The sequence below is a fragment of the Klebsiella sp. WOUb02 genome (assembly GCF_050058015.1).
GTDB lineage: Bacteria > Pseudomonadota > Gammaproteobacteria > Enterobacterales > Enterobacteriaceae > Klebsiella.
The window spans coordinates 272,977-293,804 of sequence record NZ_CP170110.1; the positions used below are offsets into that span (position 1 = coordinate 272,977).

Consider the following 20,828-nt stretch of genomic DNA (forward strand, 5'->3'; position numbering starts at 1 on the left):
ATTCAGGCGTCAGTCTCATTTCTCTCATTTCTCTCAAAAAGTGAGAAAAAATTAATAACCGTAGAAAAATGAATAATGTACCGGCAATAGCGATGGCGCGGAAAGGGGAGTCCCGCCCATTGCGCGTCAGGAAAGAAACGCCAGCCCTTTGCCGAAAATGGCGCGGATGGGCAGGCTAATGCCGTGCAGCCGCGCCTTGTGCCGCAGCCGGCTGATGACCACGTCGATGCGGTGCAGCTCGGGTTCGCCTTCGTCGGTGAAGAGCCAGGCGTGCAGATCGATCTTGCTGCACACCTCATTGCGGTTGCGCATCAGGATCTCCATCAGCCGGTACTCCTGCTGCGTCAGCGGAAGGGTCAGCCCCGACGGCGCAATCAGCCGCTCAGCCTGCAGCGTCCACGGAGCGAGGGATGCCGGTTCGGCTAAGCGCGCTGGCGTAGCGGGCGTCACCGTCTGCTGTCCCCTCAGCCGGGCGCCCAGCGCGTGGATGATCTCCGCGAGGTCGGAAAAGTTAACCGGTTTAATCAGGTAGAAGTCCGCGCCGAGGTTTAACGCCTGCAGCTTGTCCTGCTGGTGGCCTCTGGCGGTAATGACGATCAGCCCAAACTGGCCAAGCTGATGCAGATACTCCAGTACGCTGAAGCCGTCTTCTCCCGGTAAGCCGATATCAATTAATACAATATCTACCGGGTTGGCGTGCAGCTGCCGCCAGAACGCCTCGGCGCTGCGTACGCCCCAGGCCGCAAACCCGCGGTGGCGGAGGAAGGCCTGCAGTTCATCGAGTAAATCAGCGCTATCTTCAATAATAGCCACGCGTAATGTCATAACCTGGCCTTCTGTTGTTCTGTCTGGGGAATCGTTAACGCAAATTCGCAGCCGGCGGGCGTATTCGCCGCCAGCCATAAATCACCGCCGTGGGCCTGGACAATCTGTCTGGCAACGTACAGCCCGAGGCCGGTGCCGGCCGGTGATGCGCCGCGCGTTTCGCCGCGTCGGTAGCGCTCAAAAATAAGCTCGCTCTCTGCGGCGGCGATGCCCGGGCCCATGTCGCGGATCCTGATCTCGACGTGCCGCTCCTTTTGCGCGATATCGATGACGATTTCGCCGGAGGAGGCATACTTCACCGCATTGTCGAGCAGGTTGGCCAGCGCCACGCACAGCAGGCCGCTATCGATAAACAGCACCGGGGAGGGGGCATCGGGCGTCACGAGACGCTCTTCCAGCCTGACCTTGAGATTGTGTTTTAGCGAGAGGTCCACCACCGTCGCCGCCATCTGAATTAGCGGCAGCAGCGCCGCGTCCTGTTTATCAACGGCGAAAGCGTCGGAGGAGAGCCGGGCATCGGCCAGACAGTTATCGGTGAGCTGCACGAGGCGGGTGGTCGCCCGCTGCATCCGATCCAGCCGGGGCTTCTGCTCCTCGGTTGCGGCGTACAGCCGCAGGTTTTCCAGCGCGGCCTGGATAATCGCCAGCGGCGTTCTGAACTCATGCGCCACCATCCCCATAAACTGGCGCTGATGAAAGCTGGCTTCGCGCTCGATGCGCAGCTCCCGCGCCAGCTGCTGTTTCTGCAGCAGCCGGCGGTTTTCCGCGCGAACCCGCCGTACGGCGATAATCAGCACGGTGATGATATGGACGATCAGCGCGTACTGCCAGGCGGAGTAGACCGCCTGATGATAGGGAATGATGCCGTTTATCGAGAGCAGTACCAGCACGGCTGAAGCGACGTAAAGCGGCGGCAGCAGGCCAAGGAGCAGCGTATTGAGATCGATCGCTTTGCGCCGCCACAGCATCCACGAGGTTGTCAGCAGTACCGGGGAGGCAATAAAGAAGATCCCGGCCTCAATCTGCATCGCCAGCCCGTAAAAGCCCAGCGGAATGCTGAGCTGGAGCGCGACGTTCAAGCCCACCGCCACCAGCAGCAGCCGATAGAGCCCGGGCATGTTCCTCTTCAGGTCGAACACTTCGCCATGCAGCCACAGGGCGGTGGCGTAGCTGAGCAGCGACAGGCAGCTGATCATGTAGTCCTGAACGGGCAGCACCGCCTGGCCGAATAGCCACTCCGGGTAGCCGTGCAGCGCCGCAACTAGCGGGTAGTTGAGGGAGAAGAGGCAGATCCCCCACAGCAGGCGACGGCGCAGCGCAATGGCCAGCCACAGGGCAATGCCGCTGGCAATAATGGCCAGGCCGAAATAGAAGCTCCAGAAGGCGGTATCGACGGTGGCAGCCTGGACGAACTCCTCGGCGGAAGAGAGGGTCGCCAGCAGGATCAGGGTGCTGCTGCTCTGAAGATGGAAAACCACCTCGTATCCCGCCGGGCCCGGCGGCGGAAGAATCAGTACGCTTTCGCGATAGTCGATATCGCTCTCCCTGGCCGGAGCGCGGTCGCCGAACGCCTTGCGAACCCAAGGGGCAGCGCTGCCGGCCGGGCGGTAGAATACCGTCAGGTTATCGATAAAGGAGGGGCCAACCTGCAGCCAGCGCGGCTGGCCGGCGAAGTAAGAGGCCGGTAAGACGGCCTTCAGCCACCAGGCTTTACGCGAGTAGCCAAAAGAGGGGATTTTGCCCAGCGGCTGCAGGTCGCTGTCGGGCAGCGAGGCGAAGGTATCCACCGTCATCCCGCCGTCGGCGTCGGCGAACCAGTAAAGGGGAATATCGATCCCCAGCTGGCGGGATTCAGCATGCGCCGGCGTCACGCTCTGGAGGTAGCCCAATACGCCGCAGCAGACTAAAAAAAGGCACCTGAAGCAGGCTACCGGCTTAGCCGTAGCAAAAATAGCGCACACGCGATCCAACCACGCCCCCTTGCGGTATTGATAACGGTATTTTAAATAGCGCGACAGTGAATAACCGGCAGCGTAAATCCGCCGGTATCCCGGGGAAAAGTGCAGAGGTTCAGACGCGAAAGTATTTTGCTGACCCGACGGAGAATATTCCAGCTTTATTTCAGTTCGCCATTTCTCTTTGTTATGACGAGCCAAAGCCTCGCGACAGCGCCGCGAGCGGGATCGCCGCCATAGGGTATATCACGAATAAAAGAGAACGGGAGAGAGCATTTAGTGATAGCAGGGGCCGGGGCGGGCCGAGCATCTCTTTTATTTGGCGATATTGCCAAATAGCGACGCCGGCGCAGCGACAGACGACAGGGCGGCCGAAGGAGCGGCCGCCCGCAGCGGGGTTAGCTAAAGACCACCTGTGCCCAGCGGGCGAGGCCGGCGGTGACCGAGCCAAAGTCGTCGCCGCCCGCAATGGGAATGCCCGGCAGATGGGCCGCCAGCGCTTTCTTAATCAGCGGCGAGCGGGCGCTGCCGCCGGTCAGATAGATGACGTCCGGCGTTTCGCTGCTGCTGTCCAGCGCGAGCTGAACCTGCTCCATAATGCGCGCCAGCGGCTGATTCAGCGCGGCTTCCAGCCCCTGCTGGCTGATGGCGGTCGCCAGGTCGGCGCTGATAAACGGCAGTCCGGCGGTGACGCTATCCTGGGCGGAGAGGGCAATTTTGCTCTCTTCGGCGCCGCGTACCAGACGATAGCCGAGGCGCTGGCGCCACACCTTGGCCAGCAGCGCGACCTTCTCGCCGTCGCGGGCGTCGCGGACTAAATCGTTGAGCAGCCTGCCGTTGGCGCTGCTGTAGAAATCCGTCTGCGCCGGAACGTCGTTAATCGCCACCGCGTTCCACCACGGCAGAACCGGCAGGGCAATCCCCTTTTCGGTTTCGCCGCCCATGCCGAGCAGCGGCATCAGGCACTTAAAGGCGAGGGCGATATCAAGATCGTTCCCGCCGATGCGGCAGCCGCTGTGCCCCAGCAGGCTTTGCTGGCGATCGGCCTTCTGACGCCACTCCGGGCCCATCAGCAGCAGCGAACAGTCGGTGGTACCGCCGCCGATATCGACAACCAGCACGCGCTTTTCCGCGCCGAGCGTGGCTTCGAAATCGAGCCCCGCCGCCACCGGCTCAAACTGAAATACCACCTCGCGGAACCCGGCACGCTTCGCCGCGCGCTCGAGGATCCCCTGTGCCTGGGCGTTAGCCTCATCGCCGCCGAGACCCTGGAAGTTAATCGGCCGACCGATGACCGCCTGGTCGATGGTCTCCGCCAGCTGGGTTTGCGCCTGCTGCTTAATATGGACCATCATGGCGCAGACCAGATCTTCAAACAGCGCGACCTGCTGCGGCTTCAGGCCGCTGGCGCCGAGGAAGGACTTAGGCGATTTGACGAAATAGACTTCCTCCGGGTCACCGACGTACTGATGCAGGGAGGCGAGACCAAACTGCACGCTGCTGTTGAGAACCTCGATATCCTCCTCGCGGTTAAAGCTCATCGCGCGGCGCAGCAGCGCCTGATTTTCATCGCCGTTGGTGGGGACGCTATGATGCCGGTAAAGCCACTCGCTGACCGCTTCGCGGGTCGGCGCAGAGAGCATCGAAGGCAGCAGCTTGCTGCCGTTTTCCAGCGTTAACAGCTGCGGCGTATTATCGCGCATTACGGCAACCGAACAGTTGGCAGTTCCGTAGTCAAAACCAATAAACATGACCTGAAAATCCCCATGCCAGTGAAGAAGGGGGGCGACTTTAGCGGATTGCCGCCACGGCGACAACTGGAATTTAAAAGCAAGGTACGGCATCCGCGGAGCGGCTATCATTGAGGCAATTCATCAGGAGAAACTATGACGCTATTACCCTGGCACCCGCCCTACGACGGGGAGTGGATATTCGGATTTCTCGGTGCCCGTGCGGTTCAGGGCGTCGAAACCTTTAGCGAAGGGCGCTATACCCGCAGCTTCTCCCTGGCGGGGCACAGCGGGCTGATAACCATCGCCCCGGACTACGCCGCGCAGGGGCTGCGGGTGACGCTCTCCGATGGGCTGCTGCCGGTGGCGGACGAATGTCTGCGGCGGGTGGCGCGCATGTTTGACCTCGCCTGCGATCCGCAGCAGATTATGCACGCGCTGGGCCCGTTGGCGCAGGCGCGCCCGGGCCTGCGTCTGCCCGGCTGCCTCGACGCCTTCGAGCAGGCGGTTCGGGCGGTGCTGGGACAGCTGGTGAGCGTGGCGATGGCGGCCAGGCTGACGGCGAAGGTGGCGGCGGCCTTCGGCGAGCCGCTGGCGCAGGCGCCGGGATACGTTCTTTTTCCGTCGCCGCAGCGGCTGGCGCAGGCCGATCCGCTGGCGCTGAAGGCGCTGGGCATGCCTCTGCGCCGCGCCGAAGCGCTGATTCATCTGGCGCAGGCGGCCATCAGCGGCGACCTGCCGCTGGCGGCGCCGGGCGATATCGCGGCGGGGATGAAGCAGCTGCAAACCCTGCCGGGCATCGGCCGCTGGACCGCGAGCTACTTCGCCCTGCGCGGCTGGCAGGCGCAGGATATTTTCCTCGCCGATGATTACCTGATTAAGCAGCGCTTCCCCGACATGACGCCGGCGCGCATCGCTCGCTATGCCAGCCGCTGGCAGCCGTGGCGATCCTATGCGCTGCTGCACATCTGGTATACCGAAGGGTGGACCCCGGCGGCGGAATAGCCTAACGGGGCGCATAGCGCTGGTATCGCCGCGCTGAAGCCCCTATAATTGCCGCGTTTGACGCTAAAACGTCACCCTTCCATATACATCCAGGTTAATCAGGTCGCAAAATTTATGACTGATACGTCTCATCAGTGCGTCATTATAGGCATCGCCGGCGCATCGGCTTCGGGAAAAAGTCTTATTGCCAGCACGCTCTATCGCGAACTACGCGAACAGGTTGGCGACGAGCACATCGGCGTTATTCCGGAAGACAGCTACTACAAAGATCAAGGTCATTTGTCGATGGAAGAGCGGGTTAAAACGAACTATGACCATCCCAGCTCGATGGACCATAGCCTGCTGTTTCAGCACCTGCAGATGCTGAAAAGCGGCCAGCCGATTGAACTACCGGTTTACAGCTACGTTGAGCACACGCGTATGCCGGAAACGATCCACATCGAACCGAAGAAAGTGATTATCCTTGAGGGGATTTTGCTCCTGACCGACGTGCGTTTACGCAATGAATTAAACTTTTCTATCTTCGTTGATACGCCGCTGGATATCTGCCTGATGCGTCGTATTAAGCGTGACGTTAACGAACGCGGCCGCTCGATGGATTCGGTCATGGCGCAGTATCAGAAAACCGTCCGTCCGATGTTCCTGCAGTTTATTGACCCCTCCAAGCAGTATGCCGACATCATCGTGCCTCGCGGCGGTAAGAACCGCATTGCGATTGATATTCTGAAGGCCAAGATCAGCCAGTTCTTTGAATAACACTAACGAATTGTGTAACGTGCAAAGATAACCTCTATTGCCCTTATCCCCGGAAGGTGTAAGGGCGCGATGCCTTAAAGGAGAAAGCTCATGCGTCTGTGCGACCGAGATATAGAAGCCTGGTTGGATGAGGGGCGGCTATCCATCAGCCCGCGTCCGCCCGTTGAGCGCATTAATGGCGCGACCGTCGATGTCCGCCTGGGCAATAAGTTCCGCACCTTTCGCGGCCACACGGCGCCGTTTATCGATCTGAGCGGGCCGAAGGCGGAAGTAGCCGCGGCGCTGGATCGCGTGATGAGCGAAGAGATTGTCCTGCCGGAAGGCGAGGCGTTCTATCTGCATCCGGGCGAGCTGGCGCTGGCGGTTACCTTTGAGTCGGTTACCCTGCCTGCGGATCTGGTGGGCTGGCTGGACGGGCGTTCGTCGCTGGCGCGTCTGGGGCTGATGGTCCACGTCACCGCGCACCGCATCGATCCGGGCTGGTCCGGCTGCATCGTGCTCGAGTTCTATAACTCCGGCAAGCTGCCGCTGGCGCTGCGTCCGGGGATGCCGATCGGCGCATTGAGTTTTGAACCTCTGTCCGGCCCGGCGGCCCGTCCCTATAACCGCCGTGAAGACGCCAAATATCGCGACCAGCAGGGCGCGGTGGCGAGTCGAATCGACAAGGATTGATAACGTAAGCGGCTTGCTGAGGATGCCATGAGACGAATTCTGACGACGCTGATGATCTTACTGGCGGTAGTTGTCGCCGGGCTTACCGCATTGGTATTGCTGGTCAATCCCAATGATTTTCGCGCCTATATGGTGCATAAGGTAGCGGAGCGTAGCGGTTATCAGCTCAAACTCGATGGCCCGCTGCGCTGGCACGTCTGGCCGCAGCTGAGCATCCTCTCCGGGCGCATGACGCTGACGGCGCCCGGCGCGGATGAACCGGTGGTGCGCGCGGACAATATGCGCCTCGACGTGGCGCTGCTGCCGTTGATTTCCCACCAGCTGCAGGTTAAGCAGGTGCTGCTCAAAGGCGCGGTTATCCAGCTGACGCCAAAAACGGAAGCGGTGCGCGATCTGAATGCGCCGGTGGTTCCGCATGACAATACGCTGCCGCAGGTGTCGGAAGATAGCGGCTGGTCCTATGACGTGCGTCAGTCTGAAGGTTGTCGATAGCGTGCTGTTCTTCCAGCATGATAGCGGCGAGCAGGTGACGGTGCGCGATATTCGTCTGCAGATGGAGCAGGATCAAAATCATCACGCGACGCTCGATTTCTCCGGGCGGGTCAATCGCGATCAGCGTGACCTGGCGCTCTCTTTCTCCGCCGAGGTGCAGGGCGGCGATTATCCGCACTCCCTGCAGGCCGACGTTTCCCAGCTTAACTGGCAGCTGCGCGGAGCCGAGCTGCCGGCTAACGGCATCAGCGGCCAGGGCAGCCTGCAGGCCAGCTGGCTTGAGGATCAGAAAAAGCTCAGCTTTGATAAGCTGAATCTGACGGCTAACGGCAGCGCGATTTCCGGCAATGCCAGCGTGATGCTTGGCGAGCAGGCCGACTGGACGCTTAATCTCCACGCCGGCACGCTGAACCTCGATAGCCTGCTGACCCATACCGAAACCGCCGGCGATAGCGCGGCAATCCAGCAGGGGCAAAGCCAGCCGCGGCAGATGCGCCCGGTGATTGCCGATAGCGACATTCAGCAGGATTACGCTAGCCTGCGCGGCTTCAGCGCGCATATGGCGTTGACCGCGGATCGCCTGCAGTGGCGGGGCATGAATTTTACTCAGGTGAAAAGCGATATCAGCAACCAGCAGGGGCTGCTGACGATTAACCAGCTGCAGGGCGAGCTCGACGGCGGGCGTATCTCTCTGCCCGGCACGCTGGATGCGCGCCGGGATACCCCCGAGGCGTCGTTCCAGCCAAAACTCGATAACGTCGAGATTGCCACCATCCTTAAGGCTTTTAACTACTCGTTGAATCTTACCGGCAAGCTCTCGCTGGCCGGCGATTTTTCCGGCCAGAGCATTGATGCCGACGACTTCCGCCGTAACTGGCAGGGGCAGGCGCATCTGCAAATGAACGATACCCGCACCGAAGGGCTCAATTTCCAGCAGCTGGTACAGCAGGCCGTTGCGCGCAGCACCAACGTGCAGGCGCAGCAGAACTACGATAACGCGACCCGCCTCGATTCCATGAGCAGCGACCTGCTGCTGGATAACGGCGAGGTGACGCTTAAGAGCCTGCAGGGGCAGTCCGAGCTGATGGCGCTAACCGGGCAGGGCGGCCTGAATCTGCTGAAAGAAGATTGCGACATGCGCTTTAACGTCCGCGTGCTTGGCGGCTGGAAAGGCGAGGGCAAGCTAGTTGATCGACTGAAACAGACGGCGATTCCGCTGCGAATCTACGGTAAATGGCAGGCGCTGAGCTATAGCCTGCAGGTTGACCAGAGCCTGCGTAAACAGCTGCAGGATGAGGCGAAGCAGCGCCTGAACGACTGGGTTGAACGCAATAAGAACAGCCAGGATGGCAAAGACGTGAAGAAGCTGCTCGATAAGCTTTGAGCGCTTTGACCTGCTGCTGGACTCCCGGATAGCGGCGTAACCGCCTTATCCGGGCTACGCGATCGCCTACGCTTCGTAGCCCCGGTAAGCGCAGCGCGACCGGGGGAAGCGGGCCAGATGCTGAATACGGGTTTAAAGGTTATCACCGATAGCTTCCCGGATAGCGGCGCAAGCGCCTTATCCGGGCTACGCGATCGCATTCGCCCCGTAGCCCCGGTAAGCGCAGCGCGACCGGGGGAAGCTGGCCAGATGCTGAATACGGGTCTAAAGGTTATCACCGATAGCTTCCCGGATAGCGGCGCAGACGCCTTATCCGGGCTACGCGATCGCACTCGCCCCATAGCCCCGGTAAGCGCAGCGCGACCGGGGACGGTCATCAACGTTCGCCACAGGTGAAATCATCCACCTCTCCGCTCCAGTTAGCAGGATATAGCCCGCGCCGGACATCCCGATGAAAGGTTGAAAATGGCCAGTCCTGTATCTGTTTTATCCATCCATGTTTGAACGGATTCATGTAGATGTAATCGACGTGACGGCGATAATCCTGCTGATTGCGAATCGTATGTTCCCAGAAACGAGGCTGCCAGACGTTATTCTGTCTTAATGTTCTGGAAAATCATCCCTTTATGTCCCGCCAGCGCCCCGAAAAATCACAGTCGTTGTCCGGCAAGGTCCAGATGCAATGCAGGTGCTCCGGAAGTACAACCCAGGCGTCGATATAAAAAGGCTTTTGCCGTTTAACGGTCATAATCGCGTGACGTAAGGCTGCGACCTGCTGAGTCAGAAGCTCGCTTTTCCTGTTGCGTAAATTGATGGTAAAAAACCAGGTTGCACCATGAATATAGTTGCGGCGATAGGCGACCAAAGAAGGCTCCTTATGTGAGATGTGGTCTCTGCAGCGGGAGAATAAATTGGGATAAGCGCGTAGGCCATGAACAGTAGAAAGGATTGGCAAATGGCTCGCAAAATGCCGGTATACGCAGTGCGACCGGGGGAAGCGGGCCAGATGCTGAATGCGGATTTAACTGTTATCACCAGGGGCTTTCCCGGTTAGCGGCACGAGCGCCTTATCCGGGCTACGCGATCGCATACGCTTCGTAGCCCCGGTAAGCGCAGCGCGACCGGGGAGTATCCGGTGGCTACGGGCAATTACACTTCGTAATTCAGCTCGTCGTCATGCACCGGCGGGGGAATAATCTGCACCTTCTGCACCCGGTGGCTTTCAACCTGCAGGGTACGCAGGATAAAATCGCCAATCTTAACCTCTTCTCCGGCTTCAGGCACATGCTGGAGATACTCCATCAGCAGGCCTGCGACGGTGTGATATTCGCGCTTATCATCGAGCGGCAGGGGAACGTACTGGACTAAATCTTCGAGCGGCATATGGCCGTTGACCGTCCAGCTGCCGTCAGGGTCTTTGGTTATATCGTGGCGGGCGTCAATCTCTTCCGCCTCATTCGGCAGATTACCGGCAATCGTTTCCATCACGTCGCTCAGCGTCACCAGCCCCTCAACGGAGCCGAATTCATCGACCACGAAGGCAAAGTGGGTACGGGCATGACGAAACTGCTCGAGGGCCGGGAGCAGCGGCAGCGTTTCGGGGAATACCAGCGGCTGACGCAGCAGAACGTGGAGGTTGAGCGGTTCGTGGCGCAGCGACTGCTGCAGCAGGTCGATAACGTGCACCACGCCCAGCAGGTCTTCGTCATTTTTCCCGCCGGTAACCACCAGCCGGGTATGCTGGTTTTTCTCCAGCAGCGCGCGGATCTCGGCTTCCGGCGCGCTGAGATCGATATGCTCGATATCGTGGCGCGAGGTCATGATGCTGCTGACGGTACGCTGGTTGAGATTAAGCACCCGCTCAATCATCCGCCGCTCCTGCGGGTTGAACAGCGGGCCGTCTTCCTGATTGACGATGAGCGCCGCGGTGTCGGTATTCAGCTCGGCGTTTTCCTTGTGTCCGCTCAGCAGGCTCATCACCGCTTCCGTGGTGCGCTGGCGCAGCGTCAGATTGGCCGAGAGAAAGCGACGGCGGTTGAACAGCGCCAGCTGGTTTAGCGACTCAATGATCACCGAGAAGCCAATTGCCGCGTACAGATAGCCTTTCGGGATCGGGAAGCCGAACCCTTCGGCGATCAGGCTAAAGCCGATCATTAACAGGAAGCTGAGGCATAAGATAACGATAGTCGGGTGACTGTTAACAAAGCGGGTTAACGCCTTGCTGGCAAGCAGCATCAGGCTCATGGCGATAACCACCGCCGCCATCATCACCGCCAGATGATCGACCATGCCGACCGCGGTAATCACCGAGTCGAGCGAGAAGATGGCGTCCAGCACCACAATCTGCGCCACCACGCCCCAGAAGCGCGCTCCTCTGCGTTGCACCGGATTATCGCTGTCCTTACCTTCGAGGCGCTCGTTAAGCTCGACAGTGGCTTTAAACAGCAGAAACAACCCGCCGAACAGCATGATCAGGTCGCGGGCGCTGAAGCTGAGATCGTGAAAGGTGAACAGCGGTTTTGTCAGGGTGACTAACCAGGATATCGAGGCCAGCAGCAGCAGGCGCATCAGCATGGCCATCATCAAGCCAACCACCCGGGCGCGATCGCGCTGGGCGGGGGGAAGTTTTTCGGCAAGAATCGCGATAAACACCAGGTTATCAATCCCAAGCACCAGCTCAATAACGACAAGCGTTACCAGCCCTGCCCAGATCGAGGGGTCGGCAATCCATTCCATCATTCGTTAAAACCTTTCCAACATAAGCGTGCCATCCGTCGATCATGGATAAGCGACCGCTAAATTGCAACTCGAATTATCCCGCTTATGCCCGCTCAGCCCCCGCCGTCGCTGGGATTTGATACAAATAAAAGCAATCGTGATAAATATTCCAGCGGGTAAAAGATAAACGCTATGGCTTATATTTACGCGAATTATCCTGGTCATAAGCTATTGAAATCAGGATCGCCGATGGTAGATGGTTTATTGTTACCCTGAGTGCTAAAGGCGTTATATCGCAGAGCATCATCGGCATCCGTCAGTAGGGGGGAGAACATCGGGCTACGACGTAATGAACCAGCGCTATTTTCTGTATCAGATACATTAATAGTTTTTCCTACTGCTTGATTGCGCGGCTTATGAAATATCCGTTTATATCTGAAGATATTGATAGATTTATATCGCAATAGCAGACGTATCGTCTGACCAGTTATATGGATAATATTGCAAAATAACTCTGTTTTACGCTCTTTTTAACTATGTTTTGGAAACTACGTAGTGGTCTATTCAGGATTGTGAGTTTTTATAATCACTATGTCTATTAATGAGTTGGCCGTTTTTAGTGTATATAAACACATGCCTGGGGCTTATAGGTGAACATTGACAGCTAAATCGACGAGTCACGATGAGCATGCCTTGCGATCCAACGAAATAAATGGCATAAGAATTTTCTCAAATCGGCCTGTCGGTCGTCATAGTTTAAGTGTATTCTCTGGTTAAACGCGTAAATTCAGAATTTGACGGAAAGTCGGGTCGGTCGCAAACCTGTATTATCGGGAATAAATGCCGTTGATACATGCGGTCTGACAGGCATAGAAAGATGTATAACTTACGGATGGATAAGAGAATGGCGAGTTTGAAAGCGGTTATTCCGGTAGCAGGGTTAGGTATGCATATGTTACCGGCAACTAAGGCGATCCCCAAAGAGATGCTGCCGATCGTTGATAAACCAATGGTTCAGTACATCGTTGACGAAATTGTTGCCGCCGGCATCAAGGAAATTGTGCTGGTTACCCATTCATCCAAGAATGCAGTCGAAAACCATTTTGATACCTCCTACGAGCTGGAAGCGCTGCTCGAACAGCGCGTAAAACGTCAGCTGCTGGCCGAAGTACAGGCTATTTGCCCGCCGGGTGTCACTATTATGAACGTGCGTCAGGGGCAGCAGTTGGGCTTAGGCCACTCTATCCTTTGTGCTCGCCCGATCGTTGGCGATAACCCGTTTGTCGTCGTGCTGCCGGATATCGTACTAGACGATGCCAGCGCCGATCCGCTGCGCTACAACCTTGCGGCGATGGTGGCCCGCTTTAACGAAACGGGCCGCAGCCAGGTGCTGGCGAAGAGAATGCAAGGCGATCTGTCAGAGTATTCGGTTATTCAGACCCGTGAACCGCTGGAAACAGAAGGGCAGATTGGCCGCATTGTGGAGTTTATCGAGAAACCGGATGAGCCGCAGACCTTCGACTCCGACCTGATGGCCGTAGGGCGTTACGTCCTGTCCGCCGACGTGTGGAGCGAGCTGGAGCGCACTGCGCCAGGCGCGTGGGGTCGTATTCAGCTAACGGATGCCATCGCCGAGCTGGCGAAAAAGCAGTCCGTCGATGCGATGCTGATGACCGGAGAGAGCTACGATTGCGGTAAGAAGATGGGCTATATGCAGGCATTCGTTAATTACGGGCTGCGTAACCATAAAGAAGGCAATAAATTCCGCGAGAGCATCAAAAAACTGCTGGCGTAACGACGTGACGGCAGCAGCGTGAAATATCGGTCTACGGAAGTATAATTATGAAGGTAAATCCTTCGTCGCTTCCGTAGCCGGTTCGCTATCGCTAAGTTAAAAAGTAATATTTATATAAAAAACTAATATTATCAATGTTTTGTGATTTTTTGGATGATTGTTTCAATAAATTATTCCGAAATACACAGCATGGAATATGGTCTGCACGGATAACGGCAAGATGACGTAATGGTCAGACGAGCAAAATTTAATCTTTACGAAGAGCTACTTAGTGAGATTATTCTCAAAAAAATGCTTGGTTCCGGCGATCATAAAAAAATAAAACTTGACTGAGATCATACTTACGCATTAAACAACGGTTATGAATGCATAAAAATGTGAAGTTTATGGGTATGCATTCCCACATAAATAACGTGGAAAACGCTATGAACAGGAGAAATCGTCAAAGGATGAAAAGTAAATGAGCTGGCAATTTGTCTCTTTTTTTGGCGATAGCACCGTGCTGTTACCCAGCGCGGCGGCTCTGTTGATTGTGTTATTCCTGCGTGCACCCTCCCGGCAGGTGGCCTGTCAGTGGGCGCTCCTGTTCGGTATCACTGGCGCTATCGTTAGCGCATCAAAACTGGCCTTTATGGGCTGGGGTATCGGTATTCGTGAAATCGATTTCACCGGCTTTAGCGGGCATACCGCTCTGTCAGCCGCATTTTGGCCGATTTTCCTGTGGCTCCTTTCATCTCGCGCCACGACGGGAGTGCGTCGTGCTGCCATCGTGGTTGGTTATGCCCTTGCGACGCTGGTGGGTTACTCCAGATTAATGATTCACGCTCACTCCACCTCGGAAGTGGTCGCCGGCCTGCTGCTGGGGGCGAGCGGTAGCGCGTTATTTCTCCTGCTGCAATCGCGGACAGCGCGTGCAGGCAATGCACAGCTTTCATGGAGCGGGGTATTCAGCGTGATTGCGATCCCCATTATGCTGCTTAATACCGGCGTAAAAGCGCCAACTCAGTCATTACTGGGTGAGATTGCGGTGAAGATCGGTCCTCTGGATAAGCCATTTACCCGCGCGGATCTGCATAAGCATTTTTATTGATTGCGTCAAAGACATGGCGTTGAGCTAACGGATATCGCTCATTATCTCAGGCATAGCGCTAGCATCAGGATCGCTGCAGATTGATTAATCAGGTGGAAGCGGATTCATATTCATGAAATAAATAACTGTTACTACATCGCGAGCGATATCCCTGATTTTTATAATGCTTGTGAGATGATTCCTAAATAGAGCGATAAGATTGCCGTCTGATTTTAAATTAAGTTTGTCAAGTATAATAACCAAACGAAATCTATTAAATTTTGTAGTTGACCGGAGCGAATAACGAATGGATTCATTAGTGACAATAATAGATTAAGATGTTTTAAAACAATGAGTTACGTTTGTTTTTTTGCGGTGATGAATGTTGGCCAACAACTTCTATGGCGTTGCTTAATAATTTTAATGTCTGGAGTGTGTTTGCTTTTCTCCGCTGGTAAGAAGGCTTTTAATGAGTGAATAATTTTCATTTGCTCTCCCATTTAGCTGCAGAATCTCGTAAACTTGATGCCGCTAAAATTATAGTAAGTGATTAATTATTCGACGGACATGAAGTCGGTCAATTAGCTTAAAAGGGAAGTACAGTGCATTGGTAGCTGTTAAGCCAAGGGCGGTAGCGTTCCGAAAGTACTCGAATCCTTTCAGCAAGGCCTTCTTCAGGCGTTCGAAATTCCTAAAACCTGCCTTCGTGGGTGCATATCCTGATTACCCGTATATACTGGGTCGCTTTCAGAGGATAGCCGGCCGCAATCCGCGGCAGCCTGTCAGCCAGGGTTAAACACAGCAAAAAATAGTTCTTGATAATGTTACGTGCGCTTTTTGCTTGCATTATATACGATATGAACGATTATCAACTGCTGAGGCGGCAATGTTTCACCGACGGTTTGCTTTGCTGCTCCCTGGTGAGCTTTGCTGCAGTATAGATGCGGCACAAACATACTGAAGGCCGGCGTCAGAGTACGCTCTCAATACCTACATTCCCCGCAATCACCTCTGTTTGCTGTGGGGGGGCTAAAAAATGGATCTTGGATAATGATGAAAATTGCGCGTATTGCACTTGCTCTCGGGCTGCTTACCTCGGTGAGTTCGCAGGCTTTTGCCTCTGGTCTGGTCACCAATGATAATGAACTACGAAACGACCTGGCTTGGCTATCCGACCGAGGTGTTATCCATCTTAGCCTTTCAACCTGGCCGCTGAGCCAGGAAGAGATTACTCGCGCATTGAATAAGGCAAAACCTTCTTACTCATCTGAACAAGTTGTCCTGGCGCGCATTAATCAACGCCTTTCATCCCTTAAAGCAGATTTCCGCGTCAACGGCTATACCTCGACTGACCGGCCCGGAACGCCGCAGGGTTTTGGTCAAGGGCAACCTGCAGATAACTCGCTTTCGCTGGCCTTCAATAACAGCGGTGAATGGTGGGACGTTCATCTCCAGGGAAATGTAGAAGGCGGAGAGCGAATCAGCAACGGTTCCCGCTTCAACGCGAATGGCGCCTATGGTGCCGTGAAGTTCTGGAACCAGTGGCTGTCGTTTGGACAGGTGCAGCAGTGGTGGGGGCCTGGCTATGAAGGTAGCCTGATCCGCGGCGACGCCGCCAGGCCGATGACCGGGTTTTTAATGCAGCGCGCCGAGCAGGCCGCACCGGAAACCTGGTGGCTTCGCTGGATTGGCCCATGGCAGTATCAGATTTCTGCCAGCCAGATGAATCAATATACCGCAGTGCCGCATACCAAGATTATCGGTGGTCGCTTGACCTTCACGCCGTTCCAGTCCCTTGAACTGGGCGCATCTCGTATTATGCAGTGGGGTGGGGAAGGGCGGCCGCAGTCGTTCAGCAGCTTCTGGGATGGCTTCACCGGGCAGGATAACACCGGTACCGATAATGAACCAGGCAACCAGCTGGCAGGATTTGATTTCAAATTAAAGCTTGAGCCGACGCTGGGCTTGCCGGTAAGCCTGTATGGGCAGATGATTGGTGAGGATGAAGCGGGTGGACTGCCCTCTGCTAATATGTTCCTCGGTGGTATTGAGGGGCATCACGGCTGGGGGAAAGACGCGGTTAACTGGTATGTAGAAGCGCACGACACTCGTAGTAATATGAGTCGTACAAACTATACATATACACATCATATTTATAAAGATGGCTATTACCAGCAGGGCTATCCATTAGGAGACGCCATGGGGGGGGATGGGCAACTATTCGCCGGAAAAGTGGAATTGGTCACAGAAGACAACCAGCGTTGGAGCACGCGTTTAGTCTTCGCTAAGGTTAATCCCGAGAATCAATCGATTAATAAGGCGTTTCCGCACTCGGACACATTGAAAGGCGTGCAGTTAGGGTGGAGTGGAGACGTATACAAAACCGTACGACTGAATACCTCACTCTGGTATACCGATGCAAACCACAGCGATAGCGATGATGTCGGGGCCAGTGCAGGGATTGAAATACCGTTTAGTTTATAGGCTGACTGCTGCGAGTATCGAAGAGAAAGTGATGTTCTCTTCCTAAGTCAGATGGCAACAAACTGGCGGATGGATAGCAGCTCAGGAATTGGCAAATTTTGGTTTACTGATGATGTGACATTATGAAGAAAAAAATTGTTAGATTTTCGGCATTAGCATTGGCAATTGGGTTTTTAGCGGGTTGTACCATTATTCCAGGCCAGGGATTAAATAGTCTGCGCAAGAATGTGGTTGAACTACCGGATAGTGATTACGATCTGGATAAGCTGGTTAACGTTTATCCGCTAACACCAGGCCTAATCGATATGTTACGTCCGGAAACTGTGATGGCTCAGTCCAATCCCCAGTTAGATAATCTACTGAAAAGTTATGAGTATCGTATTGGGGTGGGTGATGTTTTAATGGTAACCGTGTGGGATCATCCAGAGTTGACAACGCCAGCGGGCCAGTACCGTAGCGCCAGTGATACCGGGAACTGGGTTAATGCCGACGGCACGATTTTCTATCCCTATATCGGTAAGGTTCAGGTGGCGGGCAAAACGTTGAGCCAGGTACGCCAGGAGATTTCGAACCGTCTTAACACCTATATTGAAAGCCCACAGGTAGATGTGAGTATCGCCGCATTTCGTTCACAAAAAGTTTATGTTACCGGTGAAGTGACGACTTCAGGCAAGCAGGCGATAACTAATATTCCCCTAACCGTTATGGATGCGATCAATGCCGCGGGTGGATTGGCTGCCGATGCAGATTGGCGGAATGTAGTTCTGACGCATAATGGTAAAGATACCAACATTTCATTGTATGCCTTAATGCAGAAAGGAGATTTAACACAGAATCATCTACTGTACCCTGGCGATATTCTGTTTGTCCCCCGTAATGACGATCTAAAAGTGTTTGTGATGGGAGAAGTAGGCAAGCAGAGCACCATGAAGATGGATCGTAGCGGTATGACGCTTGCTGAAGCATTGGGTAATGCCGAAGGTATCTCTCAGTCAATGAGTGATGCAACAGGAATTTTTGTTGTTCGCCAGTTGAAAGGCGACAAACAAGGTAAGATTGCAAATATTTATCAATTAAATGCACAAGATGCATCAGCTATGGTTCTGGGAACGGAGTTCCAGTTACAACCATATGATATTGTGTATGTTACTACCGCTCCTCTTGTTCGCTGGAACCGTGTTATTTCTCAGCTTGTCCCAACGATCACCGGTGTTCATGATATGACCGAAACAGTTCGTTATATTAAGAGATGGCCTAATTAATGTTTGATTCTATCCTCGTTGTGTGTACAGGTAATATTTGTCGTTCCCCTATAGGGGAACGACTTTTACGACGGGCGCTCCCGAATAAAAGAATAGACTCTGCGGGTACAAGTGCTCTTGTGGATCATGATGCTGATAGTAGTGCGATCAAAATTGCTGCTCATAATGGCCTTTCACTTGAGGGACATAAAGGGCAACAGTTTACTTCTTCGCTAGCACGGCAGTACGATTTGATCCTGGTGATGGAAAAATCCCATATTGAGCAAATTTGTCGTATAGCTCCGGAAGCAAGAGGGAAAATCATACTTTTTGGCGAGTGGATGGGTCATCGAGAGATCCCTGACCCGTATCGTAAAAGTGAAGAAGCATTCGCTTCTGTATATCAATTGATAGAGCAAGCTGGTTTGCTCTGGGTTCAAAAATTAGGCGCATAACTATCAGGGATTATCGCATGTCTCCAGTTACAAACAAATCTGTCACGAAAGATGCAGATGAAATCGATTTGGGCCGTTTAATCGGAGAACTTATTGATCACAGAAAGCTCATTATTTCTGTTACTGCATTATTCACTCTAATTGCGTTGGTATATGCGCTTTTTGCAACGCCTATATATCAAGCCGATGCTTTGATTCAGGTTGAGCAAAAACAAGGAAATGCCATTCTCAGCAATTTAAGCCAGATGCTACCAGATAGCCAGCCAAGTTCAGCACCTGAGATCACCTTGTTACAGTCTCGTATGATTTTAGGAAAAACAGTCAGCGACCTGAATTTGCAAGCACGGGCTGTCCAGAACTATTTCCCTATATTCGGAAAAGGCTGGTCAAGACTTATGGGGGAGAAACCAGGACATTTATCTATTTCTAGATTATATATGCGAGACGATGAAAATGAAACTCCTGAGCTAAATCTTCTGGTTAAGGATAGTTTTCATTACGTTATTAACTATAAAGGTAAGCAATTAGAAGGAAAAATCGGCGAGCTTTTAGATGGAAAAGATATTTCGCTGAAAATTGATGAAATTGATGCGAAACCAGGAACTGAGTTTACAATCTCGTATGTAACTAAACTGAAAGCTATTACTGACCTGCAGAATTTATTCACAGTGGTTGATGAAGGTAAAGATACGGGAATGCTAACGCTGTCACTGACAGGTGATGATTCAGATTTGATCGTGAAAATCATCGATAGCATTAGTAATAACTACCTAGCTCAGAATATTTCTCGTCAGGCAGCGCAAGATGCTAAAAGTTTGGATTTTCTCAATATCCAGTTACCGAAAGTAAGAGCTGATCTCGATCTTGCAGAGGATAAATTAAATCAGTATCGTCGCCAAAAGGATTCAGTTGATTTATCGTTGGAAGCTAAATCGGTTCTTGAACAAATTGTTAATGTCGATAATCAGCTAAATGAATTGACATTCCGTGAGTCTGAAATATCTCAGCTGTACACAAAAGAACATCCAACGTATAAAGCTTTGATGGAAAAACGGAAAACTTTGCAAGATGAAAAAGGGAAACTTAATCAACGCGTATCTGCTATGCCAAAAACGCAACAAGAAATTTTACGGCTCAGCAGAGATGTAGATTCCGGGCAGGCGGTATATATGCAGCTTTTAAATCGCCAACAGGAATTGAGTATTGCTAAATCCAGTGCTATTGGTAATGTGAGAATAATTGATAATGCCGTCGCACAGCCAAAACCAGTAAAACCAAAGAAGGTACTTGTGCTTCTCGTTGGGATAGTCTTTGGGCTTATGGCTTCAATAGGATTAGTCCTGTTTCGTGTATTTTTACGTCGAGGTATCGAAAGTCCTGAGCAGCTCGAAGAATTAGGCATTAATGTCTATGCAAGTATTCCTGTGTCAGAAGCTTTTGCAAAGAAAATGATCCTTTCCCGTGATTGGAGAAAAAAAAATCATGGCGATTTTCAGGGATTTCTTGCTCTTGAAAATCCTGCTGATTTAGCTATTGAAGCTATTCGTGGATTACGTACAAGTTTACATTTTGCGATGATGGAAGCCCGTAATAATGTATTAATGATTTCGGGTGCAAGTCCTAATGCTGGTAAAACTTTTGTCAGTACTAATCTTGCAGCTGTTATTGCGCAAACAGATAAAAGAGTTCTTCTCATTGATACTGATATGAGAAAAGGATACACCCATAAGATATTTAATGTTTCAAATGAAAATGGTCTTTCTGATTTTTTGTCGGGAAAAGTTGAGTTGTCTAAAACTATTAAAAATGTTTCCCAGATTGGATTTGACTTTATTTCGCGAGGTATAGCTCCACCAAATCCGGCAGAGCTTCTTATGCATCGTAGATTTGGCGAACTAATAACCTGGGCAAGTTCAAATTATGACATTATTATACTCGATACTCCTCCAATCCTTGCAGTAACTGATGCGGCAATTATTGGAAATTATGCAGGCACAACTCTTCTTATCGCTCGTTTTGAACAGAATACAGCTAAAGAACTTGAGGTTAGTTTCAAACGATTTGAGCAGAGTGGAGTTATGGTAAAAGGCTGTATTCTTAATGGGGTTATGAAAAAAGCGAGCAGTTATTACGGTTATGGTTATAGCCACTATGGCTATTCATATACCGACGATAAATAATCTCAATAATTATGGTCGGGCTATTAGTTATTAGCCCGGCTTATTTCAGATCTCTCTTAGCACAGTT

At 53.2% G+C, this 20,828-nt stretch carries 14 protein-coding genes and 2 pseudogenes; 11 read left to right on the forward strand and 5 right to left on the reverse strand.

The features are described from left to right. Positions 1 to 126: 126 nt before the first annotated feature. The 3 genes from ABOC21_RS07940 to yegD form a co-directional block, all read right to left on the reverse strand. The gene (locus tag ABOC21_RS07940) at positions 127 to 825 is read right to left on the reverse strand and encodes a response regulator transcription factor (RefSeq protein ID WP_426814166.1); all 699 of its coding nucleotides are present in this window, start codon (positions 823 to 825) and stop codon (positions 127 to 129) included. After that, complete coding sequence (locus ABOC21_RS07945) at positions 822 to 2,786, reverse strand: sensor histidine kinase (protein ID WP_426815436.1); 1,965 nt, start codon at positions 2,784 to 2,786, stop codon at positions 822 to 824. Before ABOC21_RS07945 ends, ABOC21_RS07940 begins: the two co-directional genes overlap by 4 nt. 392 nt (positions 2,787 to 3,178) lie before the next feature. Next, entirely contained in the window at positions 3,179 to 4,531 is a 1,353-nt protein-coding gene (gene yegD, locus ABOC21_RS07950; RefSeq protein WP_426814167.1) for a molecular chaperone, read from the reverse strand. A 135-nt stretch (positions 4,532 to 4,666) separates the two neighbouring features. On the opposite strand from yegD, the gene alkA reads away from it, so the two are divergent. From alkA to ABOC21_RS07975, 5 genes and pseudogenes are all read left to right on the forward strand, one after another. Continuing rightward, positions 4,667 to 5,515 carry a DNA-3-methyladenine glycosylase 2 gene (alkA, locus tag ABOC21_RS07955; RefSeq protein ID WP_426814168.1) on the forward strand — a complete coding sequence of 283 codons (849 nt, stop codon included), beginning with the start codon at positions 4,667 to 4,669 and terminating at the stop codon, positions 5,513 to 5,515. Positions 5,516 to 5,629: 114 nt separating this feature from the next. Next, a complete protein-coding gene (gene udk, locus ABOC21_RS07960; protein WP_041146397.1) occupies positions 5,630 to 6,271 on the forward strand; it encodes a uridine kinase in 642 nt (213 codons plus the stop codon). 90 nt (positions 6,272 to 6,361) lie between these two features. Then, positions 6,362 to 6,943: a dCTP deaminase gene (gene dcd, locus ABOC21_RS07965; protein WP_102004703.1), complete on the forward strand. Its 582-nt coding sequence runs from the start codon at positions 6,362 to 6,364 to the stop codon at positions 6,941 to 6,943. A gap of 27 nt (positions 6,944 to 6,970) precedes the next feature. Beyond that, positions 6,971 to 8,819 (forward strand): annotated as a pseudogene (asmA, locus tag ABOC21_RS07970) (outer membrane assembly protein AsmA). Positions 8,820 to 8,936: 117 nt separating this feature from the next. Further along, positions 8,937 to 9,215, forward strand: a complete 279-nt coding sequence (locus ABOC21_RS07975; RefSeq protein WP_426814169.1) for a hypothetical protein — start codon at positions 8,937 to 8,939, stop codon at positions 9,213 to 9,215. Here the strand turns inward: ABOC21_RS07975 and ABOC21_RS07980 are convergent. Further along, positions 9,196 to 9,684: pseudogene (locus tag ABOC21_RS07980) on the reverse strand (REP-associated tyrosine transposase). The gene ABOC21_RS07975 and the pseudogene ABOC21_RS07980 sit on opposite strands and share 20 nt — an antisense overlap. Positions 9,685 to 9,968: 284 nt before the next feature. After that, a complete protein-coding gene (locus tag ABOC21_RS07985) occupies positions 9,969 to 11,555 on the reverse strand; it encodes a TerC family protein (protein ID WP_426815437.1) in 1,587 nt (528 codons plus the stop codon). An 886-nt stretch (positions 11,556 to 12,441) separates the two neighbouring features. Between ABOC21_RS07985 and galF the strand changes: the two genes are divergently transcribed. The 6 genes from galF to ABOC21_RS08015 all read left to right on the forward strand — a co-directional run bounded on the left by galF (position 12,442) and on the right by ABOC21_RS08015 (position 20,761). Then, complete coding sequence (gene galF, locus ABOC21_RS07990; RefSeq protein ID WP_426814170.1) at positions 12,442 to 13,332, forward strand: UTP--glucose-1-phosphate uridylyltransferase GalF; 891 nt, start codon at positions 12,442 to 12,444, stop codon at positions 13,330 to 13,332. Positions 13,333 to 13,792: 460 nt separating this feature from the next. Then, the gene (locus ABOC21_RS07995; RefSeq protein WP_426814171.1) at positions 13,793 to 14,422 is read left to right on the forward strand and encodes a phosphatase PAP2 family protein; all 630 of its coding nucleotides are present in this window, start codon (positions 13,793 to 13,795) and stop codon (positions 14,420 to 14,422) included. Positions 14,423 to 15,451: 1,029 nt separating this feature from the next. After that, on the forward strand, positions 15,452 to 16,885 hold the full coding sequence (locus ABOC21_RS08000) for a capsule assembly Wzi family protein (protein WP_426814172.1): 1,434 nt from the start codon (positions 15,452 to 15,454) through the stop codon (positions 16,883 to 16,885). A 122-nt stretch (positions 16,886 to 17,007) separates the two neighbouring features. Further along, positions 17,008 to 18,147, forward strand: a complete 1,140-nt coding sequence (locus ABOC21_RS08005) for a polysaccharide export protein (protein WP_426814173.1) — start codon at positions 17,008 to 17,010, stop codon at positions 18,145 to 18,147. Further along, on the forward strand, positions 18,147 to 18,581 hold the full coding sequence (locus ABOC21_RS08010; protein ID WP_426814174.1) for a protein tyrosine phosphatase: 435 nt from the start codon (positions 18,147 to 18,149) through the stop codon (positions 18,579 to 18,581). The genes ABOC21_RS08005 and ABOC21_RS08010 overlap by 1 nt, the downstream gene beginning before the upstream one ends. 17 nt (positions 18,582 to 18,598) lie before the next feature. Beyond that, positions 18,599 to 20,761, forward strand: a complete 2,163-nt coding sequence (locus ABOC21_RS08015) for a polysaccharide biosynthesis tyrosine autokinase (protein WP_426814175.1) — start codon at positions 18,599 to 18,601, stop codon at positions 20,759 to 20,761. Positions 20,762 to 20,828: the final 67 nt, after the last annotated feature.